The organism is Pseudarthrobacter phenanthrenivorans, assembly GCF_036455295.1.
Classification (GTDB): domain Bacteria; phylum Actinomycetota; class Actinomycetes; order Actinomycetales; family Micrococcaceae; genus Arthrobacter; species Arthrobacter phenanthrenivorans_C.
In genome coordinates this window covers 1-18,049 of record NZ_JAYXNX010000023.1, presented here as the reverse complement: position 1 = coordinate 18,049, position 18,049 = coordinate 1, and the positions used below count along the sequence as shown (strand labels likewise).

13 protein-coding genes and 1 tRNA gene are annotated in these 18,049 nt (G+C 64.1%); 9 read left to right on the top strand and 5 right to left on the bottom strand.

The features are described from left to right. Positions 1–702, bottom strand: coding sequence for a hypothetical protein (locus VXJ37_RS19720; RefSeq protein WP_331324702.1), 702 nt, complete (start codon positions 700–702; stop codon positions 1–3). A 608-nt stretch (positions 703–1,310) separates the two neighbouring features. Here VXJ37_RS19720 and mobF point away from each other — a divergent pair. The 3 genes from mobF to VXJ37_RS19710 all read left to right on the top strand — a co-directional run bounded on the left by mobF (position 1,311) and on the right by VXJ37_RS19710 (position 6,462). Then, positions 1,311–4,886 (top strand): MobF family relaxase, encoded by a 3,576-nt coding sequence (gene mobF / locus VXJ37_RS19715; protein WP_331324701.1) that lies wholly within the window; start codon positions 1,311–1,313, stop codon positions 4,884–4,886. Between the two features lie 123 nt (positions 4,887–5,009). Next, on the top strand, positions 5,010–5,255 hold the full coding sequence (locus VXJ37_RS21150; RefSeq protein ID WP_366307345.1) for a helix-turn-helix domain-containing protein: 246 nt from the start codon (positions 5,010–5,012) through the stop codon (positions 5,253–5,255). A 16-nt stretch (positions 5,256–5,271) separates the two neighbouring features. Next, entirely contained in the window at positions 5,272–6,462 is a 1,191-nt protein-coding gene (locus VXJ37_RS19710; RefSeq protein ID WP_331324700.1) for a tyrosine-type recombinase/integrase, read from the top strand. Positions 6,463–6,584: 122 nt separating this feature from the next. On the opposite strand, the gene VXJ37_RS19705 is transcribed toward VXJ37_RS19710, so the two are convergent. Beyond that, positions 6,585–6,658: transfer RNA gene (locus VXJ37_RS19705), tRNA-Thr, on the bottom strand. 145 nt (positions 6,659–6,803) lie between these two features. Continuing rightward, positions 6,804–7,691, bottom strand: coding sequence for a DsbA family protein (locus VXJ37_RS19700; protein WP_331324699.1), 888 nt, complete (start codon positions 7,689–7,691; stop codon positions 6,804–6,806). A 180-nt stretch (positions 7,692–7,871) separates the two neighbouring features. Here VXJ37_RS19700 and VXJ37_RS19695 point away from each other — a divergent pair, with 180 nt between their 5' ends. The 4 genes from VXJ37_RS19695 (at position 7,872) to VXJ37_RS19680 (ending at position 13,031) form a co-directional block, all read left to right on the top strand. Then, entirely contained in the window at positions 7,872–9,374 is a 1,503-nt protein-coding gene (locus VXJ37_RS19695; RefSeq protein WP_331324698.1) for an alpha,alpha-trehalose-phosphate synthase (UDP-forming), read from the top strand. Beyond that, positions 9,364–10,200 (top strand): trehalose-phosphatase, encoded by an 837-nt coding sequence (gene otsB, locus VXJ37_RS19690; RefSeq protein ID WP_331324697.1) that lies wholly within the window; start codon positions 9,364–9,366, stop codon positions 10,198–10,200. The genes VXJ37_RS19695 and otsB overlap by 11 nt, the downstream gene beginning before the upstream one ends. 217 nt (positions 10,201–10,417) lie before the next feature. Continuing rightward, positions 10,418–11,500, top strand: a complete 1,083-nt coding sequence (locus VXJ37_RS19685; RefSeq protein ID WP_159632896.1) for an ABC transporter ATP-binding protein — start codon at positions 10,418–10,420, stop codon at positions 11,498–11,500. Positions 11,501–11,612: 112 nt separating this feature from the next. Then, complete coding sequence (locus VXJ37_RS19680; protein ID WP_331324696.1) at positions 11,613–13,031, top strand: DUF4032 domain-containing protein; 1,419 nt, start codon at positions 11,613–11,615, stop codon at positions 13,029–13,031. A gap of 3 nt (positions 13,032–13,034) precedes the next feature. On the opposite strand, the gene VXJ37_RS19675 is transcribed toward VXJ37_RS19680, so the two are convergent. Next, positions 13,035–14,405: an FAD-binding oxidoreductase gene (locus VXJ37_RS19675; protein ID WP_331324695.1), complete on the bottom strand. Its 1,371-nt coding sequence runs from the start codon at positions 14,403–14,405 to the stop codon at positions 13,035–13,037. A 192-nt stretch (positions 14,406–14,597) separates the two neighbouring features. On the opposite strand from VXJ37_RS19675, the gene VXJ37_RS19670 reads away from it, so the two are divergent. Then, positions 14,598–16,328 carry a glycoside hydrolase family 13 protein gene (locus VXJ37_RS19670; protein WP_331324694.1) on the top strand — a complete coding sequence of 577 codons (1,731 nt, stop codon included), beginning with the start codon at positions 14,598–14,600 and terminating at the stop codon, positions 16,326–16,328. A gap of 2 nt (positions 16,329–16,330) precedes the next feature. Then, complete coding sequence (locus VXJ37_RS19665) at positions 16,331–17,386, top strand: LacI family DNA-binding transcriptional regulator (protein WP_331324693.1); 1,056 nt, start codon at positions 16,331–16,333, stop codon at positions 17,384–17,386. A 26-nt stretch (positions 17,387–17,412) separates the two neighbouring features. On the opposite strand, the gene VXJ37_RS19660 is transcribed toward VXJ37_RS19665, so the two are convergent. After that, a complete protein-coding gene (locus tag VXJ37_RS19660; protein WP_331324692.1) occupies positions 17,413–17,907 on the bottom strand; it encodes a hypothetical protein in 495 nt (164 codons plus the stop codon). Between the last annotated feature and the right edge of the window lie 142 nt (positions 17,908–18,049).

The window sequence follows — 18,049 nt, the reverse complement described above, 5'->3', positions numbered from 1 at the left end:
TCACTGATCCCCATCTGAGGCACGACCGTAGCCCGAGGATAATGGCAGTTCCTCGTTCCGGGGTGGAATTGGAGCACCCCTATCCGTCGCTCCGCTAACTTGCTGCCTTCTGTCCGCATGCGACGAAGGATCGTAGCGGTAGGCGTTTGATCCGGCTCTCACAGTCCAACCGTACTGAACGGTGCGGCGCATGGCCTGGCGAACAGCAGCTTGCGGCTTAGACCAAGCAGGATCAACCCAGTTCCGGCGCTTGAGTTCCTGCCAAACATCGTCGTAACTGAGCGTTCCGCCGTGCAGTTTCATGAGCGCCGCTACGCGGTAGGAGGTATTGGACTTGTCGGGCTGCCTGGTGACATCCAAAGCAGGAGGAAGGTCCGGCAGCTCCTCACTCAATCTACGTGTTTGAAGAGGACCCTGGGGCTTTTCATCACTAAGCCTGCCCAAATTGCTGAGGTCGGCACTGAGCCAATCAAGCCTTTCCGCATCGGCCGCGGTCTCCCGCTGAGCCTCAGACCCGGCGCCCAGCAACGTCTTCCAGTATTGGTCGTTGCCCATCTTCTCGATTACCGAAATGAAACGACTAAGGCCCTCAGCTTCCGCATCCAGCTCCGCAAGCTTGCTCTTGTACTCCGATCGTCGGCGCTCGACCTGGTCTAGCCGTACCTGGGCATCCCTCTTTGCTGATTCAGTCCAATTCTCCACGCATGTCACCCCCTTCATCTTCCGTAGTGGAAACGAGTCAACCTTACACGACAGGGGCAACACCGATGCAACACGATCGGTCTTCGCGTTTTCTGTGTAGAAAACTCCATCAGTGTAGTTCCCCTCAAATGCAAGGTCTTCAACACTTCCGATTTCCGTGTACGTGGGTTATCCACATGTTGTACACCGGTTTATCCACACTTTTTCAACATGAGGCGCTCTGGGATGTGGATAAAGTAGACTCACCTCCCCCGCTCCTGCGAATCCTGTGGACAACCTCACTCCGGCCCGACTTTTCAAAGACAGAGGGTTGTGCCCTGTACAGATGGGCCCAGCAACATCCGACAGTGAATCGGTCAACATTCACACCTCTGGCACCCAGGGCGCGGCCGTGAGCCCCGGCTCACGGCGAGGTCATGCGGCTACGTGATGCGAGACGGATGAATCAACGTGAGCACGAATTATTGCAAGGCGTCCGAGGACGGCTTTAATCCGTCCCAGGCGTCGAAACGCTTCTGTTCGCCTGCAGCGCCGATAGACCGGACGAACGTCGGCAGGGGTCCTCTTACAACCGGCGCCAGGCCGATCCGCGAGGCAAGGCGTAGCGCATGACGATGTCGATCGCCCGGCTCTCTGCCCAGTCCGGGCTCAGGTACCTGTTCAAGACCACCATGATGGATGATCTGAGAGTCGCCGCGGTTGATGCCACCGGCTATTACCTGAAGCCCGGCACGCCACCGGGACGCTGGATCGGTTCGGGGCTGTTTGGCATCAACCGCGCCGTCGAAGATGCCGTCACGGAAACCGACGCGAAAGCAATCTTTGAGTACGCCCTCCACCCGGACACAGCCACTCCCTTGGGCCGGCCATACATAAAACCCACGGTCGTCAAAAGGGCGCAGGGCCGGACCGAAACTCACCACGCCGTCGTCGGGTTCGACCTGACCTTCAGTGTCCCGAAATCCGTGTCGGTCCTCTGGGCATTGAGTCCCCGATTGGTCCAGGACGAGATCCTGCAAACCCACCACTCCGCCGTCAAAGCCGCCCTGCAATGGCTCGAAGATACGGTCATCCACACACGTTCCGGACGCGGCGGCATCGCCCACCTGGGCACCAGGGGTGCGATCGCCGCCGCCTTCGACCATTGGGAATCACGTGCCGGTGATCCACAGCTGCACACCCACGTGGTCATCGCCAACCGTGTCCAGCGCATCACCGACGATGCCTGGGTCACTTTGGACTCCCGTACCCTCTACAAGGCCGCCGTCGCCGCCAGCGAGCGCTACAACGGCCTGTTATTCGATGCCCTCCACCGGAACCTGGGCACCGATACAGAAATCCGCGCACCCGCTTCGAGCACTCACAACCCCAGCCAGCAACTCACTGGCATCGACGACGATCTTGTCCGTCAATTCTCGAATCGCTCCCGCCTCATCGACCTTGAAACCGACAAGCTCGTCGCCCAATGGGCCACACAACACGGCGCTCCCCCGACAGCAACCACCACCCTCAAACTCCGCCAACAAGCAACCCTCTCCACCAGAACCCCTAAACCCCAAACCATCGCGCCGCTCCATGAGCTCTCGGCCCAATGGCAGGCAAGGGCGAAGGTCAGGGGTTTCGAGCCGGGCCTCGTCCTGGCCGGCACCATTCGCCGCTCACACCCAACACCGTTCACCTCCAACGACTTCACCGGGAACTGGATCGACGCCGTCGCCGCCCTGACCCGGCAACGGGTCGCGGCCAAGCGCGCCACCTGGAATCACTGGAACCTCCTCGCCGAAGCCGAACGCGTGTGCGCCGACGTCCGCTGCGACACTCCCGGGGACCGTAACGCGATGATCGACGCCGTCGCGACCGCCGCAGAAACTCAATCCGTCGCGCTCAACGAACACCGGTACAGCCTCCCACCGGACGCCGGGCCCGACCTCCGGAATGGAGACCGGGCGGTGTTCGACTTCCACGGCTCCCGCCTCTACACCGACACCCGGACTTTGGCCTGCGAAGATTCCGTGATGGCAGCGAGGGACGACGACGGCGGACCCGCCGTGCGCCCCGCCCTCGCCATGGAGGCACTCACCAAATACCGACATCACGGCCGCTTTGAGCTGCACGCCGACCAGCGCGGCGTCGCCGGCGAGGTCCTCTCGAGCGGCAACCGGCTCGACGCCGTGGTCGGACCTGCCGGTACCGGCAAAACCACCACGCTCGGCGCGATCAAAGCAGCCTGGGAAACAGAGCACGGTGCGGGTAGTGTCATCGGGCTCGCGCCGGCTGCGGCGAGCGCAGAAATCCTCGGCCGCGAACTAGCAATGACAACGGAGAATGTCGCCAAGTGGCTGCACGAATCAGTCGGTCAAGGCGTCGCCCAAAGGGCAGAGCGATTCTTCACTCTGGAGCGGCGACTCGGCGATGCCGCGATCCCTCGAAGTCCTCTGGCGACCCGTCTGGCGCAACAAGCCACATGGCTCGCCGCGGAACAAAACAGATGGCGGTTCCACCCCAACCAGCTCGTCGTCGTCGATGAGGCCTCAATGGTGTCCACTGCCCAGCTCTCTTCCCTGGTTACCCAGGCCCGCGACGCCGGAGCCAAGATCCTACTGGTCGGTGACCCTGCCCAGCTCGACGCGATCGACGCCGGCGGCATCCTGGGCTGGCTGGACCGGCAACACAAAACCGCCCGGCTGACCACCATCTGGCGCTTCGACCAGCCCTGGGAACGGGACGCCTCCCTGCAACTTCGTGCCGGGAACTATTCGGCCATCGCCGCTTACGAAAAGCACCAGCGGCTGCGCCACGGCAGCTACCTGGACATGGTCGACCTGGCCTACCTGAACTGGTGCACCGATACCCTTGCCGGAAAGACATCCATCCTTATCGCCCCGGACAACGACAGCGTCCACATGGTCAACGAACGCGCCCAGACAGACCGCGTCAATCAAGGCACCGTGGATGCCGAAGAGACGGTCACGATCAGCGACGGGGAACGGGCCGGGCGGGGAGACACCATCATCGCCCGCCGCAACGACCGCACCCTCGGGGACAGCAACGGCGACTTCATCCGCAATGGAACACTGCTCGACGTTGTCCGCGTATCCGGACGCGACGGCTCACTCCTGGCCACCCGCCGAGACACCGGCGCAACCGCTATTCTGCGCCGCGACTATCTTGAAGCCTCGGTCGAGCTCGGGTATGCGACCACAGCACACCGAGCACAGGGCATCACCGTCGACACCAGCCATACAGTCGTAACCCAAGGACGCCTCACCCGAGAACTGTTCTACGTGGGCATGAGCCGCGGACGCGCAGGAAACCACGCCTACGTCTGCGAAAACGACCCGCTCGACGACGAGGTTCTCGACCCTGCCGCGCGGCCGTCCTGGCGCCAGGTCCTTGCCGAGGTCCTCGTCGCAGAAGGCGCTGAACGCACTGCCCACGAAATCCTCGAAACAGAACAAGCATCTGGAGGGAGCCTGGAACGGCTCAGCGCGGAATTCGACTACCTCGCTCAAATCGCCGGGGCAGAAGACCTGTCCAAGGTAGTCGCGTGCCACGGCACCGGGGCAGTTGCCGAGTTGCAGCAATCCCCTTCCTGGGGCGCGGCCGTCGCGGCCTGGCGCCGGGCATCGTCAATCAACCGCCCGGGCGCAGAACGCCTTGTACGCGGCGTTGTGGAAACGGGCGCCTCCGCAAAGGACCCTGCAGCCGTCCTTCACCACCAGTTCCATCAATACATCGCCAAGATGCCGACGAACGGGCCAGCCGATGTACCCGAAAGTGTCCGGACGGCTCGTCCCGACCTCGCCAACTTGATGGAACAGGTCCGGGCTCGGATCCAACACCGACAAGAACAGGTAACTCAGGACTCTTTGATGCTGGAGACCGACTGGAAGCAGAACCTCCTCGAGTCCCTGCCTCCAGTTGTGCCACCAGAAGACGTTGCGGAAGTCCTTCGGGGCGTGGCGATCTTCAGAGACAGGTGGGGCATCGGCGACTCTCCGCTCCCCTTGGGTCCTGTGCCTGCAGACTACGAATGGTCACAGCAAAAGGAACGCGCCAGCCTCGAACAAGCCATCGACGAAGCCGCCCGCTACCGCCCACCAGAGGATCTGGGACGCACGAACTGGGCCTACAACGGTCCCCACACGCAAGGATCACCTACTGCTGCTGGCTGGCAACTTTAAGCCCGGACCAGAAGAGGGCGGCCAAGCCCAGGCAAGCGCACCCCCGACCCTGTAGATCCATCTACAGGCTCGACGGCAGCAACGTCATGCGGTCCAGAGCGCTTATTCCCATGAACCAGTACCATGCCGGCAATAGACACAGCGGAGACCCTCATGACCACAGTGCCAGAACGCAGCAGCTCAGTAGACGCAGCGGAGGACAAATGGCTGACACCAAAAGAGATTTGCGCACAGCTCCAGATTCCAGAGCAGACTTTCTACCAGTGGCGCGCGAAACACGTTGGTCCGCCTGCGTACCGTATCGGAAGGCATCTGCGGATCAGCAGTCGGGACTTCGCCGCGTGGCTTTCCCTGCACGCGGAGCAATAGCTCGCGGCGAAGGAACATGAGCAGGCAACCGACTCCTCTCGGCACGTGGGGAGTCGTACGCATTGATCGGGCTACGTCCAAGACGTGGCGCGCGCGGGCGCACTACCGCGACATGGACGGGAAGCTGCGCAAGGTAGAAGCCCGCGGCCCGTCAGCAGCCTCGGCGCGCCAGCAACTGCACCTCAAGCTGCAGCATCGTCAGACACCCCGCAACTCCATCGTGAGCGCGGCCAGCACGATCGCTCAATTGGCCGAGGTCTTCCTGGTGGAGCTGGAGCGATCCGATAAGGCTTCCCGAACCAAAGACAAGTACGCCACGACCGTCAAGAAATACATTGCCCCAAAGCTGGCCTCCATCCGGATAGGTGAAGCGTCACCCGGAGTCATCGACTACTTCATCCGGAACGTTGCCGACGACACGGGACCGTCCACCGCGAGGACCTGCGGAGCGGTGCTTTCCTGGATGTTCAAAATTGCCCTCCGACACGACGCCGTGTCCGTCAATCCCGTCCTTGGTCTATCCATTCCAAGGACGCAAACGGCCAAACCCCAAGCACTGGACGCTGCACAATTCCAGGAACTCCGGACCAAGCTGATCGCTTGGGAAAAGGAACCTGCCCTGGGCCGGACCCGAACGCAAGAGCTTCACGAAATGGTCGATTTCCTCATCAGCACCGGAGTAAGACCTGGGGAACTCCTCGCATTGCGCTGGGACGATCTGGACTTGGAATCCGATCCACCAACGATCTTCGTCAATGCAACGGTCATCAGGACGAGCAACGGGGGCGTCGCCATCCAGAACCATCCGAAATCCCAGCACGGCATTCGCCATGTCACCGTGCCTGCCTACCTGGTCGCCCAGCTTCAGGACAGGCGGGAACGACAAGTGAAGGCCCTCACGCCCAACCCGCTCAATCTGATTTTTCCTTCGTCCACGGGTACTGTCAGCGACGCGAACAACGTCGGAAAGACCTGGCGCAAGGCAGCGGACTCCATCGGATTCGGCTGGGTCACCCTCAAGACGTTCCGCAAAGCGAACGCCACCCTCATAGCCAGAACCATGGGCGTTGAGGCCGCGGCCTACCAAGCAGGGCATTCCAAGGTCTCAATGACTGCCAAGCATTACGTCGAGGAGTACAAGGAAGCCCTGGATACCCGCGCGGTCCTCGAACCGTTCAAGCCCCAGCCTGGTCCATCGATGAGCTGAAAATCGCCCTCACAGAGGAGGTTCCTGAAACTCAAAATGGTGAGTTTATGGTGAGTTAAGTCGGAATGAGCCCACTTTGGGAGCCCGTCGTGTAATAAAACCGCAGGTCAACGCCGTGTCAGAGCCCCCTGTCGGATTCGAACCGACGACCCCCGCTTTACAAGAGCGGTGCTCTGGCCAACTGAGCTAAGGAGGCGTGCCCCTGGGGGCGGCACCGTGAAGGCGCTAGATAAGGTTAGCCCAACTCCCGCCGGGCGTAAAAACGCCGGACTCCGGCCGGGTAAACCGCAAGGGCCCGCCCCGGAAACGTTCCGGAACGGGCCCTTTGCGGTTGACGGGGCTTAGCCCTTGGCGGCGATGGCTGCCTGCAGGAAGTCCGGGAACGGCGTCTGGGCGCTGTCTCCCTTGCCCCACTGCTTGCCGTCAACGAAGACGGTGGGCGTCCCGCTCACCCCGATGGCCGCGGCTTCCTTCGTCGTGTACTTCACGTAAGGACGGTAGGTCTTGTCATCCACGCAGGAACCGATGTTGACGCCCATGTCGGAGGCCATCTTCTTCAGGTCGTTGTCGGAGAGGCCGGCGCTGCCTTCTGCAGGCTGCTGGGCGTACAGGGCGTTGAAGTAGTCCGCGTACTTCTCCGGAGCCGTGTTGACTACACAGGCGGCGGCGTTGGCTGCGCGGGACGAGTAGTTGGTGGTGGACCGGCTGTCCAGGAAGCCCAGCGGCCGGTATTCAAGGGTGATCTTGCCGTCGTTTCGCAAGGTGGTGAGCTGGTCGTTGTACTGCGTCTCGAAGTTCTTGCAGACCGGGCAGATGAAGTCGACGTAGAGGACCACCTTCACTGGCTTGCCGGCCTCCGCTTCGGCACCGGGAGCCACCACTTCAGCGGGCGGCGTCTTCGGGGCGTCCCCCAGGGAGGCCGCGTCCACCGTAGCGGGCTCCGTCTTGGCCACGTCGGTGTTGGCCAGCAGGGTGACGCCGCCGTGCACGTTGGCGTTGGCAGGCGTGGGCCCCTGGTCCGCAACCGGGGCATTCCGCTGGATGTTGCCCGCAACCACAAGTCCGACGACCACCAGGATGGCAACAACAGCCACCACGATGCCCCAGCCGATCATCAGCTTGTTGCGCTTGTCCTTCTTTGCCTGGGCTTCCCGGATAAGGCGCGCCTTTTCGCGGGCCTCCGCGGTTCGCTCAGCCTTGGACTTACGTACTTCGTTTGCGGGGCTCATGAGTTCCTTGGGTCGGTCGACGTAGGGGGGACCACGTGGTGGCACCCCCAACATTTTAGGGGAGAAACCTTTGAGCTTGCGGTTTCAACTATTCCTCCGGGTTGACCAACGGACGAATAGCCCCGATGATTCCGTCCGGCTAGGGTGGCTTAGAGGCACAAGCAACCCCAGGGGGCCGCAATGCAAACACCCGTCCAGGAAAAACCCGCCGGCACGGCGACGGCCGGCAGTTCCGGTTCAAGCCACACCGGCCATACGAAGTACGACTTCATGGTGGTCTCCAACAGGCTGCCGGTTGACCGCGTTGCCCCGGGAGATGACAGCGACGACGGATCCGGCTGGCGCCGCTCCCCCGGAGGCCTGGTCACCGCCCTCGCCCCCATGATGACCAAGACGGATGGCGCCTGGGTGGGCTGGCACGGCGCACCGGATGAGACCGTCAAGCCCTTCAGCCATGGCGGAATGGACCTGGTCCCGGTCCAGCTCAGCACGGACGATGTGGAGCTGTACTACGAGGGTTTCTCCAACGCCACCCTCTGGCCGCTCTACCACGACGTCATTGCCCCGCCGGAGTTCCACCGGACGTGGTGGGACGCCTACCGGAGGGTCAACCGCAGGTTCGCCGACGCCGTGGTGCGCCACGCCGACCACGGCGCCACCGTCTGGGTGCAGGACTACCAGCTTCAGCTGGTCCCACGGATGCTGCGGGAGGCACGGCCGGACCTCCGCATCGGTTTCTTCAACCACATCCCGTTCCCGCCACCGGAAATCTTTGCCCAGCTCCCCTGGCGCCAGGCCATTATCGACGGCCTCCTGGGCGCGGACCTGGTGGGATTCCAGCGGGTCAGCGATGCAGGCAACTTCATGCGCTCCGCACGCCGCTTCCTGGGTGCCAGCGTGAAGCAGCAGCAGGTGCACGTCAAGGACCACACTGGCCAGCTGACCCACATCGCCCGCGCGCAGGCCTTCCCCATCTCGATCGATGTCAAGCAGATCAGCGAGCTTGCGTCGCGCCCGGACATCATCGAACGCGCCCGGCAGATCCGCCAGGACTTGGGCAACCCCAAAACCATCCTGCTGGGCGTGGACCGGCTGGACTACACCAAGGGCATCCGGCACCGGCTCAAGGCCTTTGAAGAGCTTCTGGCCGACGGCCGGCTCACAGTGGGCGATGCCACGCTGATCCAGGTTGCCTCCCCCAGCCGTGAACGCGTGGAACAGTACCGGCTCCTCCGCGAGGAGGTGGAAGGCACTGTGGGCCACATTAATGGCACGTACGACACCCTCGAAAACACCGCAGTCCGCTACCTGCACCACAGCTACCCGGTGGAGGAGATGGTGGCGCTGTACCTGGCGTCGGACGTCATGCTGGTGACCGCCCTGCGTGACGGGATGAACCTGGTGGCCAAGGAGTACGTCACCGCCCGCAACAACAATGACGGCGCACTGGTCCTCAGCGAATTCGCAGGCGCCGCGGACCAGCTCAAGCAGGCCCTGCTGGTCAACCCGCATGACATTGCAGGCCTGAAGAACACCATCATGGCCGCAGTGGAGCTAAGCCCGCGGGAAGCCTCCCGGCGCATGCGGTCCATGCGCCGGCAGATCCTGGACCACGACGTGGACCACTGGTCCGCCGACTTCCTGCGCGCCCTGAACGAGAAAGTGGTCCGCGATGACTCCTGACGGCCGCCACACGAAAGCGCCGCTGGCGCTCTCCCCCGAACTCCGCGAAGCCCTTCGCCGGATCGCAGGGACAGAGCACCTGCTGGTCGCCATGGATTTCGACGGGACCATGGCCCCTATCGTCGGCCGGGCGCAGGATGCGCGGCCGCTTCCACGCTCGGCTGCAGCGTTGGCGGGCCTCGCCGTGCTTCCACGCACGACGACGGCGCTCATCTCCGGACGCGCCCTCGCCAGCCTGCGGGAGGTGGCGTCCCCGCCGGTGGACACCCTTCTGATCGGCAGCCACGGCGCGGAAGCATGGCTCGGCCCGGGCTCCACGGAGCTCGCCCTGGACGGGGACCAGAAGGCGCTCCTTGCAGAAGTGCGCGCTGAACTGTCAGCCATCGTTGCGGAAGCGCCGGGCACGGCCCTTGAGGACAAACCCGCCGGCGTGGTGCTGCACACCCGCCTGGCCTCGGACGACGTGGCAGAGGACGCCGTGTCAGCCGCCCGGTCGGTCCTTCAGGACCGCAACGGCGTCTACCTGAAAGAAGGCAAACGCGTCCTCGAGACTTCCGTGGTCAATGCCTCGAAGGGTGAAGGTGTCACCTTCCTCCGGCAAGCCACCGGAGCCACCGCCGTACTGTTCGCCGGCGATGACGTGACGGACGAGGACGCTTTTGGCCGGCTTGAGCCCGGGGACGTCGGGGTCAAAGTGGGCCTCGACTTCACCCAGGCCCAGTATCGGGTGGAGGCACCAGTCCACATCGCGGAGCTGTTGGAGGCCCTGCTCCAGGAGCGGAGCATCGCCGTCGCCGAAGAGGACCCGCGGACCGCCTCCAGTTAGGAGGTGGCAAGCACCACTTGTGACGTTCGTAACATTTGCGCCAAAAGGAGCGGCCTCTGGCATACTCTTTGTGTGATGTGGCGCACAACTAGCGTGCGGCGTCACGCCGTGCCCCGCGCCCAAACGCGGAGCACTTTGCAGGAACAAAACTGAATAAACATGAACCATTCACAACGGATCGTCCGGTACGTACCTGCCGGTGAAGGGATTGATAACTGTGGCTACAGTTACTTTTGACAACGCTACGCGTCTGTACCCGGGCACAGATAAGCCCGCCGTCGATAAGCTCAACATCGACATCGCCGATGGCGAATTCCTGGTCCTCGTTGGACCCTCCGGTTGCGGCAAGTCCACCTCCCTGCGCATGCTCGCAGGCCTTGAGGACGTCAACGCAGGCCGCATCCTGATCGGTGACCGCGACGTCACCGACGTTCCCCCGAAGGACCGCGACATCGCTATGGTCTTCCAGAACTACGCGCTGTACCCGCACATGACTGTGGCCGACAACATGGGCTTCGCCCTGAAGATCGCCGGCGTCTCCAAGGAAGAGCGCGCCGAGCGCGTCCGTGAAGCCGCCAAGCTCCTTGACCTGGAGCAGTACCTGGACCGCAAGCCGAAGGCACTGTCCGGCGGCCAGCGCCAGCGTGTTGCCATGGGCCGCGCCATCGTCCGTAACCCGCAGGTGTTCCTCATGGATGAACCGCTGTCCAACCTGGACGCCAAGCTCCGCGTCCAGACCCGCACCCAGATCGCATCCCTGACCCGCCGCCTGGGCGTCACCACCGTGTACGTGACGCACGACCAGGTCGAGGCCATGACCATGGGCGACCGTGTGGCAGTCCTGAAGGACGGCCTGCTGCAGCAGGTCGACACCCCGCGCAACCTCTACGACCGCCCCAAGAACGTCTTCGTTGCCGGCTTCATCGGCTCCCCCGCCATGAACCTGCTGGAACTGCCCGTGGTCGACGGCGGCGTGCAGTTCGGCGGCACCGTTTACCCCGTGCCGCGCGACGTCCTCGAAGAGGCACACGGCTCCACGGTCACGCTGGGCAGCCGCCCCGAAGACCTCGAAACCGCTCCGCAAGGTGAAGGCCTGAAGGTGGAGGTTGACGTCGTCGAAGAGCTCGGCGCCGACGCCTACGTCTACGGCCACACCAACCTTGACGGCAAGGACCACGACATCGTGGCCCGCGTCGACGGCCGGCGTCCTCCGATGAAGGGTGAGGTCATCTACGTCCGTCCGCAGTCCGGCCACGTGCACCTGTTCGACACCAAGACCGGCCTTCGCCTCGGCGACTGATTTCGGTAGCTCCACCCTGCGGCGGCCCCCTTTCCGGTGGGCCGCCGTCGGCTTTTAAGCCTGCCTGTGCAGGAATTTAGCTGCCCCGCCCCAAGTACGGAAGAATTGAGCCATGACCGAGGAATACAGCGCCCAGTGGCACGACGAACCCACAGACTACGCGCAGATCGGCAAGCTGCCCCGGTTTGTGGCAGCCAGTGCGGATGACAATAAGGCAGCCTCGGTAGCCTCATCACTGAACATCACCGCGGCGGCGGCAGACCCAGAACTGCTGGACCTGCCCTGGCACATTGCCTTGGAAGAGTGGCCGGCGCAGTACCTCGCAGCCCTCCCCCGCGGCATCTCCCGGCACATCGTGCGCTTCGCCCACCTGGGCGGATCGGTGATCGCCATCAAGGAGACCTCCGAGCATGTGGCCCGCCACGAGTACCACATGCTGCGCAAATTGGCCCGGCTGGATGTCCCGTGCGTTGAGCCGGTGGCCGTCATCACGGGGCGCACCACCCCCGACGGACGCCCGCTCAACCCGGTCCTCGTGACCCGCCACCTCAAGTTCTCCATGCCCTACCGTGCACTCTTTTCGCAGATGCTGCGCAAGGACACCCTCACGCGCCTTATCGATGCGCAGGCCCTGCTCATGGTGCGCCTGCACCTCATCGGTTTCTACTGGGGCGACGTCTCGCTGTCCAACACCTTGTTCCGCCGCGATGCCGGCGCTTTCGCCGCGTACCTCGTGGACGCGGAAACGGGCGAACTCTACCCGGACCTCTCACAGGGCCAGCGGGAATACGATCTGGAGATCGCCCGGGTAAACATCGCAGGCGAGCTGATGGACCTGCTGGACGGCGGCCTCATCGAGGAAAAAGTGGATCCCGTGGCCACCAGCGAGCTGATCATGGACAGCTACCGTCGGCTGTGGGCGGAGCTGACCGAAAAGGAATCCTTTGAACTCGGCGAGCGCTGGCGGGTGGGGGCACGTATCCGGCGCCTGAATGAGCTCGGCTTCGACGTTGAGGAATACGCCATCAAGACCACGCAAAACGGTTCCACCATCCAGCTGCAGCCCAAGGTGGTGGACGCGGGGCACCACCAGCGCCGCCTGTTGCGGCTTACCGGCCTTGACGCCCAGGAAAACCAGGCACGCCGCCTCCTCAATGACATGGACTCGTTCCGGGCGGACAACAACCCGGACATGGACGAGGAATACAGCGCCCATCTCTGGGTCAGCCAGATCTTCGAACCCATTGTCCGCGCCATCCCCCGGGACCTCTCCGGCAAGCTCGAGCACGCCGAGGTGGTGCATGAGGTCCTGGAGCACCGGTGGTACATGTCCGAGAAGCAGGAGCGCCACATCCCGCTGGCAGAAGCCGTGCAGTCCTACATCGACTCGATCCTGCGGCACCGGCGCGACGAGGCCGCGATCATGCTCAACCCGGACACCGAGCTGTTGAAGATCCTTGAGGTGGAAAACGAGGAGTCCCGCTACGGCGCCGACGAGTCCGCCGACGAATATCCGGATTCCGACGACTGAGCCCTAGATCGCCTTTCCGGGGTTGAGGACCCCCGCAGGATCGAACACGTCCTTGATCCTGCGCTGAAGCTCCCGGACCGGCTCCGGCTGCTCCTGGCCCAGCCACCGCAGCTTGTACTGTCCCACCCCGTGCTCCCCGGTAATGGTGCCACCCATGGCCAGGGCCACGGTGATGGACTCGTCCAGCGCCGCCTGCAGCCGGTCCATTGCGCTGCCCTCGACAGCCGCGCCCTGCCTGTCGATCCAGAATGTCGGGTGCAGGTTTCCGTCGCCGGCATGGGCCACGACTTTGAGGTGAACCTGCTGCGCTGCGGCCATGGCCTCCAGCGCTGCAACGTAATCAACCAGGCGCGACCTTGGCACGGCCACATCTTCACCTACACGGTATTCGTCATCAACCTCGGTGCCCCTGCTGTGCCGCCGGAGCTCCACCAGCCGCTCGGCTTCGGCGCTGGCTTCCGTGGTCACGGTGGCCCCGCCTTCACGCAGGACCTGGCGCACCAGATCGGCTTCAGCCGAGGCGCCGAACCCATCAGTCTGGACCAGCAGCAGGGAGCGGCCGCGTGCGGAGAGGTCGGAGCCGTGGATGTCATCCAGCTGGGTGAGCGTACCGCCGTCGAGCAATTCCATGATCGCCGGCTGGACGCGCGCCTTGCCCACGGCAAGCACGCCGGCAGCAGCCGTCCTGAAGTCCGGGTAGAAAGCGGCCACCGTATGGACTTCCCGGGGCAGGTACTTCAGCCGCACGGTAACTCCGACGACGATTCCCAGCGTCCCTTCGGACCCCACGAAGAGCCCGGTGAGGTCATACCCCGCTACGCCCTTGAAGGTCTGGTGGCCGGTATGGATGAGCGAACCGTCAGCCAGGACCACGTCCAGGGCCAGAACACTGTCCCTGGTGACACCGTACTTGGCGCACCGCAGGCCGCCGGCATTCGTGGCCACATTGCCACCGATGGTGGAACTGCGGAAACTGGCGGGATCCGGAGCGTACATCAGGCCGTACTCGGCGGCGGCTTCATTCAGGACTGCGTTAACCACCCCGGGCTCCACCACGGCGGTCTCGTCGTCGGGGCTCAGGGCGAGGATGCGGTCCATCCGCTCCAGGGAGAGGACGATGCAGTTTCTCGTAGCGTGGGCGCCGCCTGATACGCCGGTGCCGGCGCCGCGGGGCACGATCGCCACACCGCTGTCGGCGCAGGCCTTTACCACCGCCTGCACATCCGCCACACTCTCCGCGAACACCACTGCGATGGGAAGCTGGAAGTCGATGACGGGCGCCTGGTCCACGGCGTACCGGCGGAGCGACACCTCGCTGACGTCCAGTTGATTGGGGCCGAGGAGGGCTTCCAGCTCGTCCACTATGCTTCCCACAAAGCCTCCACCCGTCGTTGGACATGTCTTTCCCAGTCTAGGTCGCGGCACGTGCCGGGCAGGGGGGACACCTTGGCTGTAATCGCTTCCAGTTGTTATTGGGAGCAACGCCTGGCGGGAAGCACGCAATCGGTAACGTAAAGAATGGAAGCGCTTTCACTTAATCGGCCTCCCATGGCTATGCTGGCTTCCATGTCTGTCGATACTGTGATCCAGGACACTTTGGCGCTAGCCGGTCCATTGACCCTCATCCACGCCGCCGATGCGGCTCCCGGCTGGTGGCGCTCTGCCGTGATCTACCAGGTGTACCCGCGGTCATTCCGCGACTTGAACGGTGACGGCGTGGGTGACCTGGCGGGCATCACTGCGGAACTGCCGCACCTCGCGGACCTGGGCGTGGACGCCGTTTGGCTGTCCCCTTTCTTCCGCTCGCCCCAGCGGGACGCCGGATATGACGTCAGTGACTACTGCGACGTGGACCCGGTCTTCGGTACGCTCAGCGACTTCGACGTCATGATGGCCGAGTCACACCGTCTGGGTCTGCGGGTGATCGTGGACTTGGTCCCCAACCATTGCTCGGATCAGCATCCTGCTTTCCAGGCGGCCCTCGCGGCGCCGGCGGGAAGCCCGGAGCGGGAGATGTTCATCTTCCGCGATGGAACCGGTCCGGACGGGCAGGAGCCGCCAAACAACTGGCAGTCACACTTCGGCGGACCCGCGTGGACCCGTGTGGCGGGCCCGGATGGACAACCGGGCCAGTGGTACCTGCATCTCTTCGATTCTTCCCAGCCGGACTTCAACTGGGACAACCCCGCCGTCCACGCCGAGTTCGAGCGCGTGCTACGTTTTTGGCTTGACCGCGGCGTCTCCGGTTTCCGCGTGGACGTGGCACACGCCCTGGTCAAGGCGCCTGGCCTTCCGGCGTGGGGCGGTCGCGCCGATGGCGGCAGCAGCGACGGGTACCCTGGCCACGAGGCTCCCATGTTCGGCCAACCGGCTGTCCATGACATCTACCGCAAGTGGCGGCTGATCCTGGACGGGTACGGCCCGGACCGGATTCTCTGTGCCGAAGCAAGTGTGGACCTGCAGCGACTGGCCCACTGGGTGCGGCCCGATGAGATGCACCAGGCGTTCAATTTCCCCTACCTCCACGCGGGCCTGGACGTGTACCGGCTGCGTTCGGTCATCACCGACTCCCTGACAGTCCTCGATGGCGTGGGGGCACCAAGCACATGGGTGCTTTCGAACCACGATGTGGTCCGCCATGCCACCCGGTTTGGCTACAACGGACAAGGTCCACGGGATGGGGACGGCATTGGGCCCGCAGATCCCCAGCCCGATGAAGAACTTGGCAGGCGCCGTGCCGCCGCTGCTTCCCTGTTCATGCTGGGACTGCCCGGGGCCGCCTACCTCTACCAAGGCGAAGAGTTGGGGCTGCCGGACGGCATAGAAATCCCGGGGCAGCTTCGCCAGGACCCGACGTTCGCCCGGACCGCCGGCCAGCGGCTGGGACGTGACGGCTGCCGGGTACCGCTGCCGTGGCGCGCCGGGGACCGCCACCTTGGCTTTGGCTCGGGGGAAGACCCCTGGCTTCCCATTCCTGCCTCTTTCGGGGCTCTGGCGCGGGACCGGCAGGCTGCCTCGCCGTCGTCGCACCTGTCCCTTTACCGGGACGCCATCGCATGCCGCCGGGAGCTGGCCCTGGGCAGGGGATCACTGTCCTGGGCCGAGGACTGGTGCACGGGATCCTCGTTGGGCTACCTGAACGGCACTACGCTGGTGCTTATGAACCTCAACCACGAGCCGCTTGTAATGCCTGCCGGCCAGGTGCTGATCCGCAGCCTGCCCGGAGGTGCAGCCCATGCCCTTGCTTCCGGTGAGACCGCCTGGATAGAAATTGGGCCGGACGCCGCAACCGACTGATCATGGCGGGCATCAAAGAAGTTGCCAGCAGGGCCGGACTCTCGGTGGCCACCGTTTCCCGGGCGCTCAGCGGCAAATCCAACGTTTCCTCCAGGAGCCGGCGCTTGGCACAGGAGGCCGCAAAGGAACTCGGCTTCGTGCCTTCCTACCATGCGTCCAGCCTCGCGTCCGGACGCAACCACAATATTGGCCTCGTGGTACCCAACGTTCAGCGGTGGTACTTCTCCTCGGTCCTGGAAGGTGTTTCGGAGACCCTGCTGGACGCCGGTTACGACCTGACGCTCTACAACGTCGGCGAGCAGCCCGGGCGCCGCAGCAGCATCCTGACCGACTTCCTGCTGCGCAAGCGCCTCGACGCTGTCATCGCGGTGGCGCTCGTCCTCAGCGAGGATGAGATTGGGCAGCTGCTGGCCGTCCACCGTCCCATCGTGGGCATTGGAGGGGCGCTGCGTGGCGCCTCGACCATAAGGATCGACGACGAGGGGCTGGCCGCGCTGGCCACCCGCCACCTGATCGGGCTGGGGCATACCAGGATCGCCCACATCACGGGCGACAGCGAGCTGAACCGTGACTTCAAGCTTCCCAAGCTCCGCCAGAAGGGTTTTACCGAGGCCATGGCAGCAGCGGGGCTGACCACCCGGCAGGAGTGGACCGCCACTGCCGATTTCACCATCCAGGGCGCTTACGCGGCCGGACGCAAACTTCTGGGGAGCAGTTCCGAACGTCCCACCGCGGTCTTCGCAGCCTGTGACGAGATGGCTGTGGGCGTCATGCTCGCCGCCCGCGATTTCGGGCTTCAGGTGCCGCGGGATCTTTCCGTCGTGGGGATTGATGGGCACGATCTCGCCGAGACCTTCGGACTCACCACCATCAACCAGGACCCGCGGGGACAGGGCAGGCTCGCGGCAGCCACTGCCCTGGCTTTACTGGACAGCCCGGGCCGTGATGCCGACGGGGGCCCGGAAGCGGCTGCCGTGCAGGACCAGGAATATCCCACGGAGTTTGTCATCCGGACCAGTACCGCCGTGCCACCGGACGGAGACAGGTCTCCGGCGTAGGCGACGCAGGGAAGGCACCTGACGGCTCAGGCGTCCGTCCCCATGAACCGGGCAAACTTCTCCAGGATCACCGGCCAGGCTTCCACGTACTCCTGCCGGGCAGCACCGGGGTCCTCGGCGCCTTCCCATCCTTCGTGGAAGACACGCACTTCAGTTCCGGCTTCAACGGCGCGGAACACCACCAAGAGCTCCGTGGACCATAAGGCGGTGGTGCCGGGGTGCCACGTCGCGTGGAACGACAGGGGCGGCTGCCAATCATCAAGGGTTCCCCAGATGCTGGTCCGGCCATCGTCTGCTGTTTCGAGGATCAGGTTCTCTTCGAACTCCACGTAGGAGCCGGCACCGTACACGCCGTGCTGCTCCAGCGGCCACCACAGGTGGGTGTGGTCGGTAAACCCAGCGAACGCGCGGGCCACCGGACCTGGCACAACAACCGTGTTGATCACCGGTTCAAGGGAGTCGGGCGCGGGCGGCCCGTCGTCTCCGAAGGGATCCTGGGCATGGCTGAAGATGCTGCTCATGGGGGACCATCCTATCCGCGGTATTGGGCAAGGCTGATTGTGGTGCAGTGGTTAAAGTCGTAGGGCCCTGACATTCCTTGTCAGGGCCCTACTGAACGTGTGTCCGGCGGTGACCTACTCTCCCACACCCTCCCGGGTGCAG

What these genes read in the sequence shown, in the direction of transcription:
- VXJ37_RS19710 (WP_331324700.1), top strand. Translation starts at nt 5,272, where the DNA reads ATGAGCAGGCAACCGACTCCTCTCGGCACGTGGGGAGTCGTACGCATT.
- otsB (WP_331324697.1), top strand. Translation starts at nt 9,364, where the DNA reads ATGACTCCTGACGGCCGCCACACGAAAGCGCCGCTGGCGCTCTCCCCC.
- VXJ37_RS21150 (WP_366307345.1), top strand. Translation starts at nt 5,010, where the DNA reads ATGCCGGCAATAGACACAGCGGAGACCCTCATGACCACAGTGCCAGAA.
- mobF (WP_331324701.1), top strand. Translation starts at nt 1,311, where the DNA reads ATGACGATGTCGATCGCCCGGCTCTCTGCCCAGTCCGGGCTCAGGTAC.
- VXJ37_RS19695 (WP_331324698.1), top strand. Translation starts at nt 7,872, where the DNA reads ATGCAAACACCCGTCCAGGAAAAACCCGCCGGCACGGCGACGGCCGGC.
- VXJ37_RS19660 (WP_331324692.1), bottom strand. Translation starts at nt 17,907, where the DNA reads ATGAGCAGCATCTTCAGCCATGCCCAGGATCCCTTCGGAGACGACGGG.
- VXJ37_RS19670 (WP_331324694.1), top strand. Translation starts at nt 14,598, where the DNA reads ATGTCTGTCGATACTGTGATCCAGGACACTTTGGCGCTAGCCGGTCCA.
- VXJ37_RS19665 (WP_331324693.1), top strand. Translation starts at nt 16,331, where the DNA reads ATGGCGGGCATCAAAGAAGTTGCCAGCAGGGCCGGACTCTCGGTGGCC.
- VXJ37_RS19680 (WP_331324696.1), top strand. Translation starts at nt 11,613, where the DNA reads ATGACCGAGGAATACAGCGCCCAGTGGCACGACGAACCCACAGACTAC.
- VXJ37_RS19700 (WP_331324699.1), bottom strand. Translation starts at nt 7,691, where the DNA reads ATGAGCCCCGCAAACGAAGTACGTAAGTCCAAGGCTGAGCGAACCGCG.